Raw genomic sequence first — 17,490 nt, 5'->3', positions numbered from 1 at the left:
TTTTTGTAACCCTAATAGTGTGATGCAAAAACGTAACAATTATATCGAAATAGAAGACTTCTTAGCCGATGAATCTTTTCAATTATGGATTTTATCTAATGTTGATGAACAAGGCTGGGAAGAATGGACTTTAGAGAATCTCCAAAGAGCCAAACTTGTCGAAGATGCTAGACTTGTACTTTTGGCAATGCGAGTTCCAGAATCTCATTTGTCTTCAAACGAAGTTCATGAAGCCTTGCAGAAAACTTGGCGTAAAATTGAACAAAGAGAAGAACTTTCTCAAAACACTTCAAAAATCCGAAAACTTAAAATACAGCGATACTGGATCAGTGGCGTTGCTGCGGCGGTTTTGGTCTGTCTTTTTTCTGTATGGTTTTTTAAAAATGATATATTACCAAATGACAATGTTGTAACATACAATGAACTTATTCAGGATAATGATGAAGGTTTGGTAGAACAAACCAACAATTCTGAAAAATCACAGATTATTACTTTATCTGATGGAAGTTCGGTCTTATTACAGCCAAATAGTAAATTAAGTTACCCTAAAATCTTTACCGGGAACGAAAGAAAGGTGTATTTATCTGGCGAAGGTTTCTTTGAAATTAGTAAAAATCCTAAAAAGCCTTTTTTTGTTTATGCTAACGAAATTGTAACTCGCGTTGTGGGAACAAGCTTTAGAATAAAGGCTTATCCAGACCAGCAGAACGTTGAAGTTCTTGTTCGCACCGGTAAAGTGAAGGTAAAATCGAATAATTTGGTTCGCAATACAGACAGCAAAGAGATTGTTCTTCTTCCTAATCAAGCGCTTCGTTTTGTTCGTAAAGAATTGGTATTTAATAAAATAACAAATATTACTCAAGATCCGATTTTGGTAAGCAGTGTTCGTAATATTGAGCAATTGAGTTTTGAGTTTACTGATATACCTGTAGCACAAATTCTTGAAACTATTGAGCAGGCTTATTTAGTAGATATTGATTTTCCACATGACAAATTGAAAGATTGCCGATTAACGACTTCATTGAGCGATCAACCTCTTGCCGAAAAACTGAAAATAATTTGTAAAAGTATTGGCAACGATACCAACTACGAGATGAATGGAAATCAGATTGTAATTACGAGTTCTGGCTGTAACTAGGATTCTTAATTCAATTAAAATAAAAACAAAAAAAATCCAAAATTAAACTAATTCAAAAACTAAAAAAATAATTTGTAACTGCCTATGTAAAAAACGAATACATAAAAAAAGTGCCGAGAATGCTGTAACATTATCGACACTTAAATCTGAATAAATTACGCTCTGTAAAGGGTAATTTATGATGTTTCTTAAAATACACTCGAATAGTATTAATCAAAACAAACCAAAATTATGAAAAAACCTGTTGTCAAGCAACGATTACTTCACCAAATCATGAAAATAACGCTGTTTCAGTTTGTGTTAGCGCTTGTATTTTCAAGCGTTACTCTTGCAAATAATGTAAATGGGCAGAAAAAATTAGATACTAAAGTTACTATTACAGTTGATAACTTAACTTTAGATAATGCTTTATCGAAAATCGAAAAGTCTGCTCATGTAAAATTCTCCTATAATTCAAGACTTCCTCAGCTTGGAGAGAAGGTTAGTATAGAAGCAAACCAAGAGACTTTGGCTAGTGTTCTTAGCCGAATATTGGTTCCTTTTAATATCACTTTTTCAGAAGTAAGCAATCAGATTGTGCTTCAAAAGAATTCGGCGAGTTCGTTTTCGTACGCAAATAATCATGATTCCTTATTTGAAGTTTTAGCTTTCGGACCAATTATTAAAGGAAAAGTTACAGACCAAAGTGGTTCGCCTCTTCCAGGTGCTACTGTAATGGCAAAAGGAACAAAAACGGCTGTATTGACAGATTTCGACGGTAACTTTTCTATCGAAATGCCTGCCAATGTAGATCGTTTGATTATTTCTTATGTTGGTATGGAAACAAAAGAAATTGGAATTGGGAACACTTCTCCAACTATTGTTTTAACAGAAGCAGGTCAAAATCTTAAAGAAGTTGTGGTGACAACTGGTTACGAAAAAACTTCAAAAAGAACATTTACAGGAGCAATTAGTAAAATTTCTGGTACAGAATTGAAAATTGACGGTGTAGTTGACGTAAGCCGAATGATTGAAGGAAAAGCAGCAGGGGTTACAGTGCAAAATGTTACAGGAACTTTTGGTACAGCTCCTAAAATTACGGTTCGTGGTTCTTCTTCAATTTTTGGAGATACAAAACCATTATGGGTTATTGATGGTGTTGTGCAAGAGGATATTATCAATATGTCATTTGCAGATTTAGCTTCTGGAAATTCTGAGACTTTATTAAGTTCATCTGTAGCAGGTTTAAGTGCAAATGATATTCAAAGCATTGAAATTCTGAAAGATGCATCGGCTACATCAATTTATGGTTCAAGATCATTGAATGGAGTTGTGGTCGTAACAACAAAACAAGGTCGTAGAGATTCTCCGCTAAAAATTAGTTACGGATTAGAGCAAACTGTAAGAACAGTTCCAAATTATAGCCAATATGATATTTTAAATTCTCAAGAATCTATGAGTATTTTTAAGGAAATGGAAGCTAAAGGTTATTTGGATTTACCTTCAACAGTAAACGGAAGATACGGTGGTGCGTATAATATTCTAGGAAGAGCAATAAATACTTATAATCCAGAAACTGGAGGTTACTTAGTGAATAATGATCCAGTAAGCCGTAATAATTTTTTGAAAAAGTACGAACAAGCAAATACAGACTGGTTTGGTGTTTTGTTTAGACCTTCAATCACTCAGAATCACTCTTTGAGTTTTTCTGGTGGTGGTAAAAACAATACATTTTACGCTTCTTTGGGGTATTATACCGATCCAGGATGGACTGTTGCAGATAATGTAAAACAAATCTCGAGCAATATCAAAGGAACTTTCTATGTAAATGATAAATTAAACATTACGTTATCTACACTAGCTTCTATTAGAGATCAAGGTGCTCCAGGAAGTTACGAGAGTGAAAAAGATGTTGTTTTTGGTAAAGTAACGCGTGATTTTGATATCAATCCATTTAACTATGTTTTAAATACAAGCAGAACTTTGCGTCCTTATGACGAAAATGGCAATTTGGAGTATTACAGAAATAACTGGGCGAGAATGAATATCGTAAACGAATTGGCTAACAATTTCATGGAAATTGAGGTAAAAGATATTCGTTTTCAATTGGATTTAGATTATAAAATTAATCCACATTTGACTTATAATTTAACAGGTTCGGCGCGTTATGCAAACACTAGCCGTGAGCATAAAATCTTAGAAGGTTCAAATGTTGTTGGAGCTTATAGAGCAGGAACTGCAATTGGTGAAGATGGTGTAAATACATTGGTAAGAGATCAAAACATCTTTTTATACCAAGACCCTAATGATTTAACGGCGCCAAAAGAGTCTGTATTGCCAAATGGTGGTTTCCTAAGAAAATTTACTAACGACATGACTTCTTATAATTTAAGAAACAGTGTTAGTTACAGAAATATATTCAGTGATAAACATGAAGTAGAAGGTTTATTTGGAACTGAGATGAGAGTTGTAGATAGAACCAGCGATCAATTTACTGCGGCAGGATTACAATATGATAGAGGTTTAACGGCTTTTACAGATCCACGAATTATTGAAAAAATAATTAATGCAGGGGATTCGTATTACGGATTTAACGAAGAAAAAGAAAGAACTGTAGGTTTCTTTGGTAAAGTAGGTTATACTTACGATCGTCGTTATACAGCTTCTCTTACAGGGCGTTATGACGGATCTAACAGACAAGGAGATAGCGATTCTTCAAGATGGTTGCCAACTTATACTGTTAGTGGGAAATGGAATGTAGCCGAAGAAAGCTTCATGAAAGATGTTCCATCCATAAATACTTTAGCAGTAAGAGCATCGTATGGTTTAACAGCAACTGCTGGGCCAGCAACAAACTCTTTAGCAATTTACAAAAGTGCTATTACAGACCGTTTCGGGCTTGACGATAGAGAATCTGGAATTCGAATTGAAGAATTGCAAAATGGAAATTTAACATGGGAGAAACAATACGAGACCAATATTGGACTTGATCTTGGAATGTTTAATAATAGACTTCAATTGACAACAGACGTTTACCGTCGTAAAGCTTTTGATTTGGTTGACTACGTAATTACATCTGGAATTGGTGGTCAAAGAATTAGACAAGGTAATAATGCCGACATGGAGACTAAAGGTTGGGAGGTTGGAATAACGAGTAAAAATATTAACGGTAAAGACTTTAAATGGTCTACAAACCTTAATTTTTCTATTTACCACCAAGAAATTACAAAATTGCAAAATACGCCTACAGCATTTGATTTAATTGATGCTAACGGAGGTAATACAGTTGGACATCCTAGAAATTCATTGTATTCATATCAGTTTACTGGTTTAAATAATCAAGGTCTTCCAACTTTCATATTGCAGGATGGAGCCGAAAACAATATTACAGATGCTAATTTCCAAGATAACTTAAATGTTACCAAATATTTGAAATATGAAGGGTCAATTGAACCAAACAAATCAATTGGTTTAGCAAATACCTTTACGTACAAAAACTGGTCTTTATATGTATTCTTTGTAGGTTCTGGAGGGAATAAAGTTCGTTTAAATCCTGTTTATGACAGTACTTATGATGACTTAACTGTGTTTACAAAAGATTTTACAAATCGTTGGATTAATCCAGGAGACGAAAATTATACAAATGTACCTGTTATTGCAGACAAACGTCTGAATGCTAATTATGGCGGAGAGCGTACTTTGGCAAGAGCTTATAATACTTACAACTATTCAGATGTTCGAATTGCAGATGGAGATTTTGTTAGATTGAAAAATATATCGTTGAGCTGGGAGTTCCCTAGTGATTTCAAGAAAAAAATAGGGGTGAGCACTTTTACATTAAAAGGTTCGGCAGTAAATCCTTGGTTGATTTATTCTGATAAACGATTAAATGGACAAGATCCTGAGTTTCGTAATTCTGGAGGAGTTGCTTTACCAGTAACAACTCAATACACCTTTACTTTAAACCTTTCATTATAATAGTCAAGATCATGAAAAACTTAAAAATAGCATTATCCCTATTAATACTGATTTGTATTACTAGCTGTGATGATTTCTTATCAGAGAAACCAGATAATAGAACAGAAATTGATACTCCAGAGAAAATAAAAGAATTATTGGTGGAAGCATATCCTCAAATGAGTTATTTTGAGATTGCAGAAACTATGTCTGATAATGTTTTTGATAGTGGATTAGCCACAACATTAGTAAGAAACGAGCAAAACTACAATTGGGAAATTAATACAGAAGCAACTGATATTGATACTCAAGCGTATTATTGGGATGCTTGTTATAAAGCAATCGCTCACGCAAACAAAGCATTAGAAGCAATTCAGGAGTTGGGAAGCCCAGCGAGTTTGAATCCGCAAAGAGGAGAAGCGCTGATTGCTAGAGCTTATTCTCACTATATGTTAGTTTCATTGTGGTCAAAGCGTTACAATCCTGCAACTGCTGATTCTGATTTAGGAATTCCGTACGTAACAAAACCAGAAACTGAATTAATGACAAAGTACAAAAGAAATACAGTTGCTGAAGTTTTTGCTTTTATTGAAAAAGATATCGAAGAAGGTTTAAAATATGTAACAAACGACTACAAAGAACCAAAATTCCATTTTAATGTAGCGGCTTCAAAAGCTTTTGCTAGTAGATTTTATTTAGTAAAAGGAAACTGGGATAAAGTAATTGAGCTATCTAATGATTTAGGATCAAGACCAGTAGGGAAATTAAGAGATTTTTCTACTTACGAATCTATCGGTGTAGAGGACCAGCAATTAAAATACGGTGCTAGCGATGTTGAAACCAATTTATTAATCGTTTCGGCTAACACTATTGTAGGAAGATTATATTCATTAAACCGTTTTAATTTATCAGGTTTGCGCCGTCCAGAAATTTATGGAGGAAGCACAAATCTTTTTAATAAAGCGTATTACTATAACTTCTATTCTTCAAACGGTAGTATTACATTGTTTCTTCCTAAGTTTTATGAATACTTTAAATATTCTAACGTAACTGCTGGAATTGGAGATCCTTATGTTGCTGAAGTTTTACTAAGTAATGATGAGTTTTTCTTGAATAGAATTGAAGCTCATGTTATGAAAGGAGAAATAGATACAGCTACTGAGGAATTAGAGTATTTCTTAGCAACAAGAACTCCGACATATAACCCAACGACAGATAAATTGACGGAAGCAAAAGTAGTGGCTAAATTCCCTGTAATTGCAGATGAGTATACACCTTTCTATAACATGACACCAGTGCAGACTTCTTATATAAAAGCAATTGCAGAAACAAGAAGAAGAGATTTTATACACGAAGGACTTAGATGGTTTGATATTAAACGTTTTAATATTGTAGTAGAACACGAAACATCAAACAAGCCGACAAATACATTAGTAAAAGACGACAACAGAAGAGCTTTGCAGATTCCGTTGCACGCTTCAAGCACAGGCTTAGAACTAAATCCTAGATAATCTTAAAATTTGAAAAATTATGAAATTATTAAAATATAATAAAATTGCGGTTTTAGCACTAATTTCGACAACCTTATTTTCATGTGGCAGTGATGATCTTCCGGGAGAAAGCCAGTTAGATTTTACACAACCTGAAAAGACAAGTTTAGATAACTGGATTGATGGTACGTATCTAAATCCGTATAATATTAATGTACAATATAAATGGAATCAAAACACTGTAGATAATAGTCGTTTTTTATTCCCGCCTGCAGTTGATAAAGTAAAACCAGCACTTGAAATCGTAGAAACAATATGGTTAAAAAGTTATGCTGCAATTGGAGGTCCTGACTTTGTAAAGAAAATTGCTCCAAGAGAAATTGTTTTAGTTGGAGGGGTCAATTTAAATAGCGTAGGAACAAGAACTTTAGGGTTGGCTGAAGGCGGACAGAGAGTTACTTTGTTTGAGACAGATTATATTGATCAAACAGATCGTGCAAACGTTTCTGAGTTCATCCATACAATTCAACACGAATACATTCATATTTTAAATCAAAATAAACCTTTCGATGAAAAAACTTGGAAAACACTAACTCCAGGAGGTTATACGGCAGATTGGTATAATTATGAAATTCCAGAATCAAATGAACTTGGATTTATTACAAGTTATGCAAGATCAAATATTAACGAAGATTTTGCAGAGACAGCTTCAATGATTCTGATTTATTCAAAAACTGAATATGCGGCATTTTTAGCAGGTATTCAAAGTCCATTTGCTCTTCAGGCTTTAAAAGCAAAAGAAGCGATTGTGGTTAAATATTTCAAAGAAGCATTTAATATGGATTTTTATGCTTTAAGAGATGAAGCAGAAAAAAATACAACATCTGTAATAAATTAAAATTAGCATTATGAAAATGAAACAACTATATAAGTATTTATTTGCAGCTATTTTAATACTGCAATTGACTGCATGTAATAACAATACAGATGCAGAACAACTTTTTAATGAAACACCGACAGCGCGTTTAAACCAGCAAAAATCTGAGTTGAATGATGCATTGCTTTCGTCACAATACGGATGGAAAGCGGTTTATTTTACTGATAATACGGTTTTGGGAGGATATACTCATTTGTTTAGGTTCGCAGATGACGGAACTGTACAAATGGCTTCCGATTTTGATGCTGATACAAAAACTTATAAAAGTGAGTATGCAATTCAAGTTGGTAGCACAGTAAGTTTGACTTTTACGACAAAAAACAGGATTCACCTTTTGTCAGATTCAAATAACTATCCAATTCCAGCTTTAAGAGCGAAAGGATATTTAGGAGATTTTCAATTTTTGTATTACGGACAAGAAAATGGAGAAATCATTTTTAAAACCAATAGAAATAACAGAGAATTACGTTTTGTAAAAGCAACTGCCGAAGATTGGATAAACTTGCCTCAAAATCTGGAAATGGAGAAAAATGTTATTGGTGGAGAAGAAAGACCGCTTTTTAGATTACTGGAAACCAATGATGGAACAACTGTTCATAAATTTGATTTTTCATTCACAGCAGTTACCCGTTTTGCTAATTCAAATTCAATCGAAAGCGGTTATTCTGTAAGTTATAACATGGGAATTGGTTATACCCCAACAGGAATTGTTGTAAGTCCGGCAGTTGAAGTAGGTGGGCAAAAATTATCAGATTTCACATACAATGATGCAGATGGAAGTTTTACTGCAACAGGAACAGGTGGTGTGTCTGCTGTAATAAAGTATACAGCAAAACCTTTGGTTCTTACAGATGATTATAAATTCTTGCTTCCTGGACAGCCATTGGCGTGGTTCGGATTCTTTGTAGACGATTATACTATAGATTCTCCTGCGAACTCATCATTGTTCTATGCTGAATTAGAAAAGGTTAATGCCGCATTGCCAGCAGGACAAAGTATTGCGTCTATCCAAATATATGGTAATCACTCTATCGGAACTTTTATTTATTACACTTTTGTAGGAAGAGGTGCTTTACAACATCATGTAACTATTGAAGAGGATGCAGTAGGTAAGAAAATGATCCTAAAACATAAATCATGGAATGGAAATACTACTGTTGCGACACCAGCTTTCTTGGCAAGTATTGATAAATATTTTATGGACCCTGAAGGTATTTATGTAAAAGCAGAAAGCTTCAGATTATTCTATTCTGATCCTGTGTATACTTTTACAAGCGCTTCAAGTCCGTTTAGAATGACAACTTGGAAGCTTCAATAATATAAAAAAAAGCAGCTCATTTTTTGAGCTGCTTTTCCCAACATAATTTCTGAATCAAAATAGTACAACTTTAAAATTTCTGAATATTATGATTAAGAGAATATTTACACCAGCAACTATTGCGGTGCACTTTTGGGGGATAGGTTTACTTATTATAAATGAATATTATTATGAATATTTAAGGTTCTATTTGTACGTTTCTATACTATTGATTATCCCAATAGCGCTATGGAATCTAGTTCAAAAGAGAAAAAAAGATACGGTAGAAGAAACACAAGAATTTAAATCTTCGATTTACAGAATGTTATTCATGGCAATAGTCATGATTGTAATATTTTTTATAACGAGACAAAATCACATTTAAACTTTTTTAGTTTTGTTTTTTTATTTTGGGGGGAAACAGCTCATTTTACGAGCTGTTTTTTTATTTTTTTTAAGTTAAAACTGTCTTTTTTAATTTATATTGTGTTTGTTTTCTTATATTTAGAGGCGGAATATGTATATGTCTGAAAACTCAACAGACAAAAAAGGATTGAGTTAGCAAAAATCAAAAAACCAATTATTATGTTAAAATCAATTTTAAATTTTAAAGGAGTAGAGATTTTGAATCGCGATGAGCAAAGAAGCATTAAAGCTGGAGATTTTTTTTGGGATTGTCAAACAGGAGAAGGCGGTGTAATGACGCCGCCGTATATTGCACCATGTATTGATCAGCCTGTTGAAATCATTCCTGCTCCAGAGTTTGATTTGCCATAATCAATATAATTAGATTAAAAAAAACGTTTCAAATTTCGAAATGGTTTTTTGCTTTCGGAAAACAGCTAATAAAATAAGCTGTTTTTTTTGTTTTAACAACATCTAAAATTCTTAAGCCAATTTTTGGATTACAAATTTTATTAAATGCTCAAATAATCTATATTTGTAATTCAAAAAATAAAACGAATACCTTAATATGAAATTACTAGAAGGAAAAGTTGCAATTATTACTGGTGCAAGCCGTGGAATTGGAAAAGGAATTGCTGAAGTTTTTGCTAAACATGGAGCAAACGTTGCTTTTACATACAGCTCATCTGCTGCATCTGCAGAAGCTTTAGAAGCAGAATTAAATAGTTTAGGAGTAAAAGCGAAAGGATACCAATCTAACGCAGCAGATTTTAACGAAGCTCAAACCTTTGTTGATGCTGTTTTAGCAGACTTTGGAACTGTAGATATCTTAATCAATAATGCCGGAATTACAAAAGACAACCTATTAATGCGCATGTCTGAGGCAGATTTTGACCAAGTAATTGATGTAAACTTGAAATCGGTTTTCAATATGACAAAAGCGATTCAGAAAACTTTCTTGAAACAAAGAGCAGGATCTATCATCAACATTAGTTCTGTTGTTGGGGTTTCTGGAAACGCAGGTCAAACAAACTACGCAGCTTCTAAAGCTGGTGCAATCGGATTTACTAAATCTGTAGCTCTTGAGTTAGGTTCTCGTAACATTCGTTGCAATGCAATTGCTCCAGGTTTTATCGAAACTGAAATGACTGCAAAATTAAGTGAAGATGTAGTAAAAGGATGGAGAGAAGGTATTCCGTTGAAACGCGGAGGAACTCCAGAAGATGTAGCAAATGCTTGTTTATTCCTTGCTTCAGACATGAGCGGTTACATTACAGGACAAGTTCTTAATGTTTGCGGAGGAATGCTAACATAAGGTACTGAGGTACTAAGTTACAAAGGTTCAAAGGTTTTAGTATTCAGTCTATTCTGATTCTAGATAGCTGAACACTTTTAGTCAAGTAATTGACTTTTAAAATCTGATGACTGTAAACTGATACTGAATACTAAATAAATATGACGACAAACACGATTCTTTTATTATTGCTTTCTTTAGTAATTGCTGGTGGTTTATCGTATTTTCAATATTTTTTCAAAGCCAAAAGTAAATCCAATGTGATGATACTTTTGGCTTTTTTACGTTTTTTAGCTATTTTCGGGTTATTGGTATTATTGATTAATCCCATCATTTCTAAAAACTCATTAGAGATTACCAAAACGCCTTTGGCAATTGTAGTAGATAATTCAAGTTCTATTGCGGTTTTAAAATCTGATAAAAAAGCAGTTGAACTATATCAAAAACTAGTTTCAAATCCAGCTTTAAAAGAAAAATTCGAAATCCAGTCTTATCAGTTTGATAACGATTTTAGAACTTCAGATAAATTTGATTTTAGCGGCAATCAAACCAATTTAGACGAAGCAGCAAAGAATTTAAAAAGCATCAACAAAAATCTGATTTTCCCAACCGTAATTATTACCGACGGAAATCAAACTACAGGAAACGACTATGTGTATAGATTCGATCCTGTCAATAAAGTTTATCCTTTGGTTGTGGGAGATACAACCACTTTTTTCGATTTAAAAATCAATCAGCTTAACGTAAACAAATACGCTTTTCATAAAAATAAATTTCCTGTCGAAGTTTTTCTGCAATATGCCGGCAATAAAACCGCCAATGCAGAATTTACCATTTCGCAAGGAAATACAGTCGTAGCAAAAGAAAAACTTTCGTTTTCGCCTTCAAAAAAAACAGCTTCTCTAAATTTATTATTACCTGCAGATAAAATAGGATTGCAGATTTATAAAGCTAGTATTCAATCTTCTGCAAAAGAAAAAAACAGCTACAACAATATCAAAAATTTCGCAGTTGAAATTATTGACCAGAAATCGACAATTGCTATTGTTTCAGCTATAAATCATCCAGATATTGCATCTTTAAAACGATCAATTGAAGTTAATGCACAACGTAAAGTGATATTGGTTAAACCGAATCAAATTAATGACTTACAAGATGTTTCTATTTTGGTTTTGTATCAGCCAACGACTGCTTTCAAACCGATATTTGACAATAATAAATTAAAAGGAACAAATGCCTTTATTATAACAGGAAACAATACCGACTTCAATTTTTTAAATCAGCAGCAAAATAATCTGATTTTTAAAATGAGCAATCAGCGAGAAGATTTTCTAAATGAATTCCATTCAGATTTTAATCTTTTTGCAATCGATGATATTGGTTTTGAAAATTTCCCGCCTCTGCAGAATCCATTCGGAAATATTAGTACGAATGGAAATGTGTCTGTTTTGCTTTCTTCAAAAATTAGAAACGTTTCTACAAATGCTCCATTATTGGCTTTTGCCGAAAATCAAGGAAAAAGAACCGCTTTTCTTTTAGGAGAAAATAGCTGGAAATGGCGTCTACAAAGTCATGTTGATAATCAGTCTTTCGAAAAGTATGATGTTTTTATTGATAAAATAGTTCAATATTTAGCATCATCGACTTCAAAGAAATCTTTGGTAGTAACGCATGAAAGTTTTTATAACTCTGGGGAAGAAATTATCATTAATGCACAGTATTTCAATAAAAATTATGAGTTTGACGAAAAAGCCAGACTTACAATTAGCGTGGTAAATGCAGCCACCAAACAAACTAAAAATTACGATTTACTAAAAGGAAGTAATTCTTTTTCAGCCAATTTAGAAGGGCTTCCAGCTGGAAAATATAACTTTACAGTGAAGGAATTAAACTCAAACACTTCATACGCAAGTCATTTTGAGATTTTGGATTTTGATATCGAAAAACAATTCGTAAATCCAGATATTCAGAAATTACAGCAACTAGCAAAACAGACAGGTGGAAAAACATTTTTTGAAGATCAGGAGGATCACTTGATTAACATGCTTTTAGAAAGTAAAGAATACAAATCAATCGAAAAAAATGTTTCGACTAAAACGCCAATAATTGATTGGGTTTGGTTGTTAATCTTAATTGTTGCTTTATTAACAGCGGAATGGTTTGTTAGAAAATTTAACGGATTATTGTGATGAAGTGTAGTCGAATTTCTTCTAGCATTTTGTAATCTTATGGTTGTAAATTAAAAGTCTAAAATTATGAAAGTTAAATTCTTTTCTATCGTAGCAATTTTGATAATAATTTTTTGCTTTTTTTCATTTTCAGAGACAAATAATACCAACAAAAAGAATCTTTTAGGAAACACGATTCAGCAGCGTTTCCAACTGCCTCAGGGATTTGTGAGAGAAGAGGAATCTAAAACTTCATTTGATTTTTTTCTTCGAAATCTTCCATTAAAACCATTGGGTTCAAATGTTTTGTATTTTGATGGAACTGTAAAACCAAATCGAAACGTTTATGAAGGGGTTGTGGATTTGCCCATTGGAAAACAGGATTTGCATCAATGTGCTGATGCCGTGATGCGTTTACGAGCTGATTATTTTTATAGCCAAAAACAGTACGATAAAATACATTTTAATTTTACCAATGGTTTTCGAGCTGATTTTAGTAAATGGGCTGCAGGTTACAGAATTGCTATTAAAGGCAACAAAACTAGTTGGGTTAAAACTGCAAAACCATCTGACAGTTATGAAACTTATTGGAAATATTTAGAGAAGGTTTTTATGTATGCTGGAACAGCTTCGCTAGAAAAAGAACTGAAACCAATTAATGTTTCAGATATAAGAATAGGGGATGTTTTTATAAAAGGAGGCTTCCCAGGCCACGCTGTTATTGTAGTAGATATGGCGATGAATCCAAAAAACAATCAAAAAATTATGCTTTTAGCACAAAGTTATATGCCTGCACAGGAAATTCAAATATTGAAAAATCCAAATAATAGTTCGTTGAGTCCTTGGTACGCTGTCGATTCTGGAACTTCTCTGAAAACACCCGAATGGACTTTTAGTTCCTCACAATTAAAACGTTTTTAAATGAAACGATTCTTTTTTTTAGTCCTTATATTTCAAAATGCTTTTTCTCAGGAAATCCCATTGAATGTTCAAAAATTAATTAAAGCATATCCAGATCAAATTATAGGTTATAAAGACAATAAGATTATTTTTAGTGATAAATCAAGTTTACTTTATGATGATTTTAAGAATAAAACGAATCAAGAATTATTAGATAATCCTGATATTGAGGATCAATTTAAGTTTGTTTATAATAAAGCAGATAAGAATTTAGTTCCAAAGGAGGATGCAGGAAGAATTCGAAATGAAGCTTTTTTTAAGAAAATTTACGGAAATTCAAAATCAGAAGTTGAATCAAGAATGACTGAAATTATTTGGTGCCCGAAATTAGTCAATCAGAAAATAAAAGTAACAACCGTAAATGGAATTGACAAAATAGTAAAAAAACTCTCAGCAGAATTAGATAATAATCCAGAGTTTAAAAAATATATTAATGCTATTGGAGGTACATTTAGTTGGAGAAAAATTTCAGGAACAAACCGATTGAGTATGCATAGCTATGGAATGACAATTGACATTAATGTTAAAAATTCTAACTATTGGCAATGGGATTGTAAATGTAAAAATGAAGAAGTTACCCTTTGGTATAGAAATCAAATTCCTCTCAAGCTAGTTTCAATTTTTGAAAAATATGGCTTTATTTGGGGAGGAAATTGGAAACATTATGATACAATGCATTTTGAGTATCGACCAGAACTTTTGTTATAGATTTGAAAATTAAATTATTACAAAAAAGCATTACAGAGGAAAGTAGATTACGAATTAAAAATTTATGATTATGGATTTCAGGCTAAAAGTTTTTTACACCGTTGCGCTCCGCCTTAATTTTACTAAAGCGGCAACCGAATTGTATATTACTCAGCCGGCAGTTTCTAAACATATCCAAGAATTAGAAGAAACCTATAAAATCAAACTTTTTGAACGAAACGGTTCTAAAATCGCTTTAACACCCGCTGGGAAAATGCTGCAAAAATATACTAAGAGTATTTTTGATATTTACCGCGAAATAGACTTTGAAATGAGTTCGTTTAATGCAGAACGTCAAGGTTTGCTTAGGTTAGGAGCGAGCACAACCATTTCGCAATATATTATTTCTCCAGTTTTGGCTAGTTTTCATCAGAAACAAAAAGATATAAAAGTCAGTTTACTGAATGGAAATACAGAACAAATCGAAAATGCTTTAATCAATAAAGAAATCGAAATCGGAATTGTAGAAGGGCAGTCAAAAAATCAGTCAATTAAATATATTCCGTTTTTAAAGGACGAATTGGTTTTGGTCTGCAATAGCAATAATCCATTTGTAAAACAAAATGAAATTTCAGTAAATGATTTAAAATCAATGAAATTCATAACTCGAGAACGTGGATCAGGAACACTTGAAGTTATAGAATTTGCTTTAAAAAAAGCAGGTTTAAAATTTTCAGATCTACAAATTGAAATGCAGCTTGGAAGTACAGAAAGCATAAAATCATATTTATTAAACTCAGATTGTTTTGCTTTTATGTCTATTCACGCTGTGAGTAAGGAGTTGAGAAACAAAGAATTGATTGTTTTAGATGTGGAGAAGTTGTCTGTAGAAAGATATTTTTACATAGCCACTTTGCAAGGAAAATCAGATTCGTTGTCAGAACTGTTTATTCAAAATTTGGCAATTCATTATAACTTGAAGTTATAGCCAATTGTAATTTACGATTGGCGTTTTCAATATAAACGGCGGAACTTTGCGACATAATATCAATACCCATTTATTTTGAAAACAAAAGAACAAACATCGGCACAATTATTTGAAATTAATCAATCAGTACAGCAAGTGCTTTTTCTTGCTGTAATTCTTTTATGTTTATTTTCGATCATTTCGCCTCCAATAGCACTTTTATTGGGAGTTATAATTGTGAATCTTTTCGGAAATCCATTTGTGGAGTTCAATCATAAAGCTATTACATTTTTATTGCAGTTTTCGGTGGTTGGTTTAGGATTCGGAATGAACGCAAACAGTGCAGTTTCAGCAGGAAAAGAAGGATTTGTTTTAACTGTTTTTTCAATCTTCAGCACTTTACTTTTCGGATTACTTTTGGGAAAATGGCTTAAAACAGAAAGAAAAACGTCTCACTTAATTTCTTGCGGAACAGCAATTTGCGGTGGAAGTGCTATTGCGGCAATTTCGCCAGTAATCAAATCAAACGAAAATCAGACTTCAATTGCTCTCGGAGTTATTTTTATACTCAATTCTATAGCTTTATTTGTATTTCCGTTCATCGGACATCAATTAGATTTGTCGCAAAAAGATTTTGGGTTATGGTGTGCCATTGCAATTCATGATACCAGTTCTGTAGTTGGTGCGGCAAATAAATATGGTGTTGAAGCACTCCAAGTTGCAACAACTGTAAAACTAGCTAGAGCTTTATGGATTATCCCAATTTCGATCTTAACCGCTTTTCTTTTTAAAAGCAAGAATTCAAAAATCAAAATACCTTACTTTATAGGTTTGTTTGTTATAGCAATGCTAGTGAATACTTATGTACCGTCAACAGCCATTTTTACTGGTCATCTTGTTGGGATTGCAAAAATTGGTTTAACGATAACCTTGTTTTTGATTGGAGCAACTTTAAATTTCGCTACTTTAAAAACGGTAGGCGTAAAGCCTTTGTTTCAAGGTGTTTTCCTTTGGATCTTTATTGCTGCTTTAGCTTTAGTGTCAATTCTTTATTTAGGATAATATTTTTTAACCGCAAAGAGCGCAAGGTTCATACATAAAAGACTAAATATAAACGCAAAAGTTCGCAAAGCTTTATCTATATAGCTTTGCGAACTTTTGCGTTTGTATTCTCAATCCTAAAAAAAATCTTTGCGTTCTTTGCGGTAAAACTATACTCAAAGTTTTTTTACTATTACTTTATATTGGAGAATTTTACAACTGGTTTATCAATCATTTTGTAAAATTTTCCTTTGAAAGCATAACGTCTTTCAATCTCAAAATTAAATGATTTTTTGTTTTTCGCCATTTCTGTAAGTTCAGCAGGCAGATCAACTTCAAAATCATCTTCTGTACCTTTGGCTTTTTTGTAAGAGCCTTTAGTGACAATTTTAAAATCTCTGAAAAACTTTTTATTGTTATCCGTAGTCACAGTATAAGAACTTGACCAGTCTGAACTGACACTATTGGTAAGCGAGTAATTATCAACTTCCATCAAGGGCTGATATTTTCCATCAAATCCGGCAATTAAATAAAAGTATCCGTTGTACGGAGCGCCTGCGCCACCATTAGCATGTACAAGTGATAGTGCATATTGATCTTCTCCAATTTCAACCAATTTTGGAGTTGGACATCGTGCAAAAGCGCCAAATGCGGCAACAGCAGGCTGAAAAGATTTCATTTCCCAAAAATTACCATTTTTTGCAAATTTAGCTACGCCGAGTAAACCTCCAGAAAAACGCCCTGTTTGCAATCCGTCTTCGTCATGTACAGAGTGATTAAAAGCTATTATTTTAAATTGGTTTCCTTTAGAATCTTTATAATCAATATTGGCCAAAAGTCTTGTGGCAACACCTTCGGTGTACGGAAATAACTGATCGCCTTCAGTGCCATTTACATCCAAAAAAGGAGCAGGTTTGCAAGGTTTACATTTCCAGCTTATAAACGTGTTTTTATCTGCAAGATGATACAAATTGCCTGGAAATAATTTTTGCATCGTTTTTACACCATCAAATGGGTCAGAAACTCTTAGGGTTCTTTTTGTGTTTAATATGGTGTCACTAGTATTTTTTAGCTGTAAATCAGTTTCTTGAGCAAAGCAAAGAGAAGAGACTAGCAGAAAAAGATGCAAGGTAATCTGGCGCATAAAAATTGGATTTAATATAGGAAAAC

At 33.0% G+C, this 17,490-nt stretch carries 13 protein-coding genes; 12 read left to right on the top strand and 1 reads right to left on the bottom strand.

Going from position 1 to position 17,490, the window contains the following annotated elements; genetic code table 11:
- Nucleotides 1-22: 22 nt before the first annotated feature.
- The 12 genes from DM397_RS13670 (at nt 23) to DM397_RS13610 (ending at nt 16,341) form a co-directional block, all read left to right on the top strand.
- Nucleotides 23-1,138, top strand: a complete 1,116-nt coding sequence (locus tag DM397_RS13670; protein ID WP_111378072.1) for a FecR family protein — start codon at nt 23-25, stop codon at nt 1,136-1,138.
- A gap of 231 nt (nt 1,139-1,369) precedes the next feature.
- Nucleotides 1,370-5,095 (top strand): SusC/RagA family TonB-linked outer membrane protein, encoded by a 3,726-nt coding sequence (locus DM397_RS13665; protein ID WP_111378071.1) that lies wholly within the window; start codon nt 1,370-1,372, stop codon nt 5,093-5,095.
- A gap of 11 nt (nt 5,096-5,106) precedes the next feature.
- Nucleotides 5,107-6,585, top strand: a complete 1,479-nt coding sequence (locus DM397_RS13660; RefSeq protein WP_111378070.1) for a RagB/SusD family nutrient uptake outer membrane protein — start codon at nt 5,107-5,109, stop codon at nt 6,583-6,585.
- Between the two features lie 19 nt (nt 6,586-6,604).
- Nucleotides 6,605-7,462 (top strand): zinc-binding metallopeptidase, encoded by an 858-nt coding sequence (locus tag DM397_RS13655; protein ID WP_111378069.1) that lies wholly within the window; start codon nt 6,605-6,607, stop codon nt 7,460-7,462.
- A gap of 16 nt (nt 7,463-7,478) precedes the next feature.
- Entirely contained in the window at nt 7,479-8,819 is a 1,341-nt protein-coding gene (locus DM397_RS13650) for a DUF4302 domain-containing protein (RefSeq protein WP_308854692.1), read from the top strand.
- Between the two features lie 564 nt (nt 8,820-9,383).
- The gene (locus tag DM397_RS13640) at nt 9,384-9,575 is read left to right on the top strand and encodes a hypothetical protein (RefSeq protein ID WP_111378066.1); all 192 of its coding nucleotides are present in this window, start codon (nt 9,384-9,386) and stop codon (nt 9,573-9,575) included.
- A 196-nt stretch (nt 9,576-9,771) separates the two neighbouring features.
- Nucleotides 9,772-10,518 (top strand): 3-oxoacyl-[acyl-carrier-protein] reductase, encoded by a 747-nt coding sequence (gene fabG, locus DM397_RS13635; protein ID WP_111369193.1) that lies wholly within the window; start codon nt 9,772-9,774, stop codon nt 10,516-10,518.
- A 140-nt stretch (nt 10,519-10,658) separates the two neighbouring features.
- A complete protein-coding gene (locus DM397_RS13630) occupies nt 10,659-12,686 on the top strand; it encodes a hypothetical protein (protein ID WP_111378065.1) in 2,028 nt (675 codons plus the stop codon).
- 66 nt (nt 12,687-12,752) lie between these two features.
- Entirely contained in the window at nt 12,753-13,586 is an 834-nt protein-coding gene (locus tag DM397_RS13625) for a DUF4846 domain-containing protein (RefSeq protein ID WP_111378064.1), read from the top strand.
- Nucleotides 13,587-14,333, top strand: a complete 747-nt coding sequence (locus DM397_RS13620) for a M15 family metallopeptidase (protein WP_111378063.1) — start codon at nt 13,587-13,589, stop codon at nt 14,331-14,333.
- Between the two features lie 70 nt (nt 14,334-14,403).
- A complete protein-coding gene (locus DM397_RS13615) occupies nt 14,404-15,300 on the top strand; it encodes a LysR family transcriptional regulator (RefSeq protein ID WP_111378062.1) in 897 nt (298 codons plus the stop codon).
- 75 nt (nt 15,301-15,375) lie between these two features.
- Complete coding sequence (locus tag DM397_RS13610; protein WP_111378061.1) at nt 15,376-16,341, top strand: YeiH family protein; 966 nt, start codon at nt 15,376-15,378, stop codon at nt 16,339-16,341.
- Between the two features lie 172 nt (nt 16,342-16,513).
- Here DM397_RS13610 and DM397_RS13605 read toward each other — a convergent pair whose 3' ends face one another.
- Complete coding sequence (locus DM397_RS13605) at nt 16,514-17,464, bottom strand: hypothetical protein (RefSeq protein WP_111378060.1); 951 nt, start codon at nt 17,462-17,464, stop codon at nt 16,514-16,516.
- Nucleotides 17,465-17,490 lie beyond the last annotated feature (26 nt).

The sequence above is a fragment of the Flavobacterium nitrogenifigens genome, assembly GCF_003254565.1.
Classification (GTDB): Bacteria; Bacteroidota; Bacteroidia; order Flavobacteriales; family Flavobacteriaceae; genus Flavobacterium; species Flavobacterium nitrogenifigens.
Note: the sequence above shows the minus strand (reverse complement) of the source record. Positions and strands in the feature narration are given on the sequence as shown.

Bases quoted from the DNA above. Each gene is read 5' to 3' on its own strand.
- DM397_RS13660 (WP_111378070.1), top strand. From the start codon at position 5,107: ATGAAAAACTTAAAAATAGCATTATCCCTATTAATACTGATTTGTATT.
- DM397_RS13655 (WP_111378069.1), top strand. From the start codon at position 6,605: ATGAAATTATTAAAATATAATAAAATTGCGGTTTTAGCACTAATTTCG.
- DM397_RS13650 (WP_308854692.1), top strand. From the start codon at position 7,479: ATGAAACAACTATATAAGTATTTATTTGCAGCTATTTTAATACTGCAA.
- DM397_RS13605 (WP_111378060.1), bottom strand. From the start codon at position 17,464: ATGCGCCAGATTACCTTGCATCTTTTTCTGCTAGTCTCTTCTCTTTGC.
- DM397_RS13620 (WP_111378063.1), top strand. From the start codon at position 13,587: ATGAAACGATTCTTTTTTTTAGTCCTTATATTTCAAAATGCTTTTTCT.
- DM397_RS13630 (WP_111378065.1), top strand. From the start codon at position 10,659: ATGACGACAAACACGATTCTTTTATTATTGCTTTCTTTAGTAATTGCT.
- DM397_RS13670 (WP_111378072.1), top strand. From the start codon at position 23: ATGCAAAAACGTAACAATTATATCGAAATAGAAGACTTCTTAGCCGAT.
- DM397_RS13665 (WP_111378071.1), top strand. From the start codon at position 1,370: ATGAAAAAACCTGTTGTCAAGCAACGATTACTTCACCAAATCATGAAA.
- DM397_RS13625 (WP_111378064.1), top strand. From the start codon at position 12,753: ATGAAAGTTAAATTCTTTTCTATCGTAGCAATTTTGATAATAATTTTT.
- DM397_RS13615 (WP_111378062.1), top strand. From the start codon at position 14,404: ATGGATTTCAGGCTAAAAGTTTTTTACACCGTTGCGCTCCGCCTTAAT.
- fabG (WP_111369193.1), top strand. From the start codon at position 9,772: ATGAAATTACTAGAAGGAAAAGTTGCAATTATTACTGGTGCAAGCCGT.
- DM397_RS13640 (WP_111378066.1), top strand. From the start codon at position 9,384: ATGTTAAAATCAATTTTAAATTTTAAAGGAGTAGAGATTTTGAATCGC.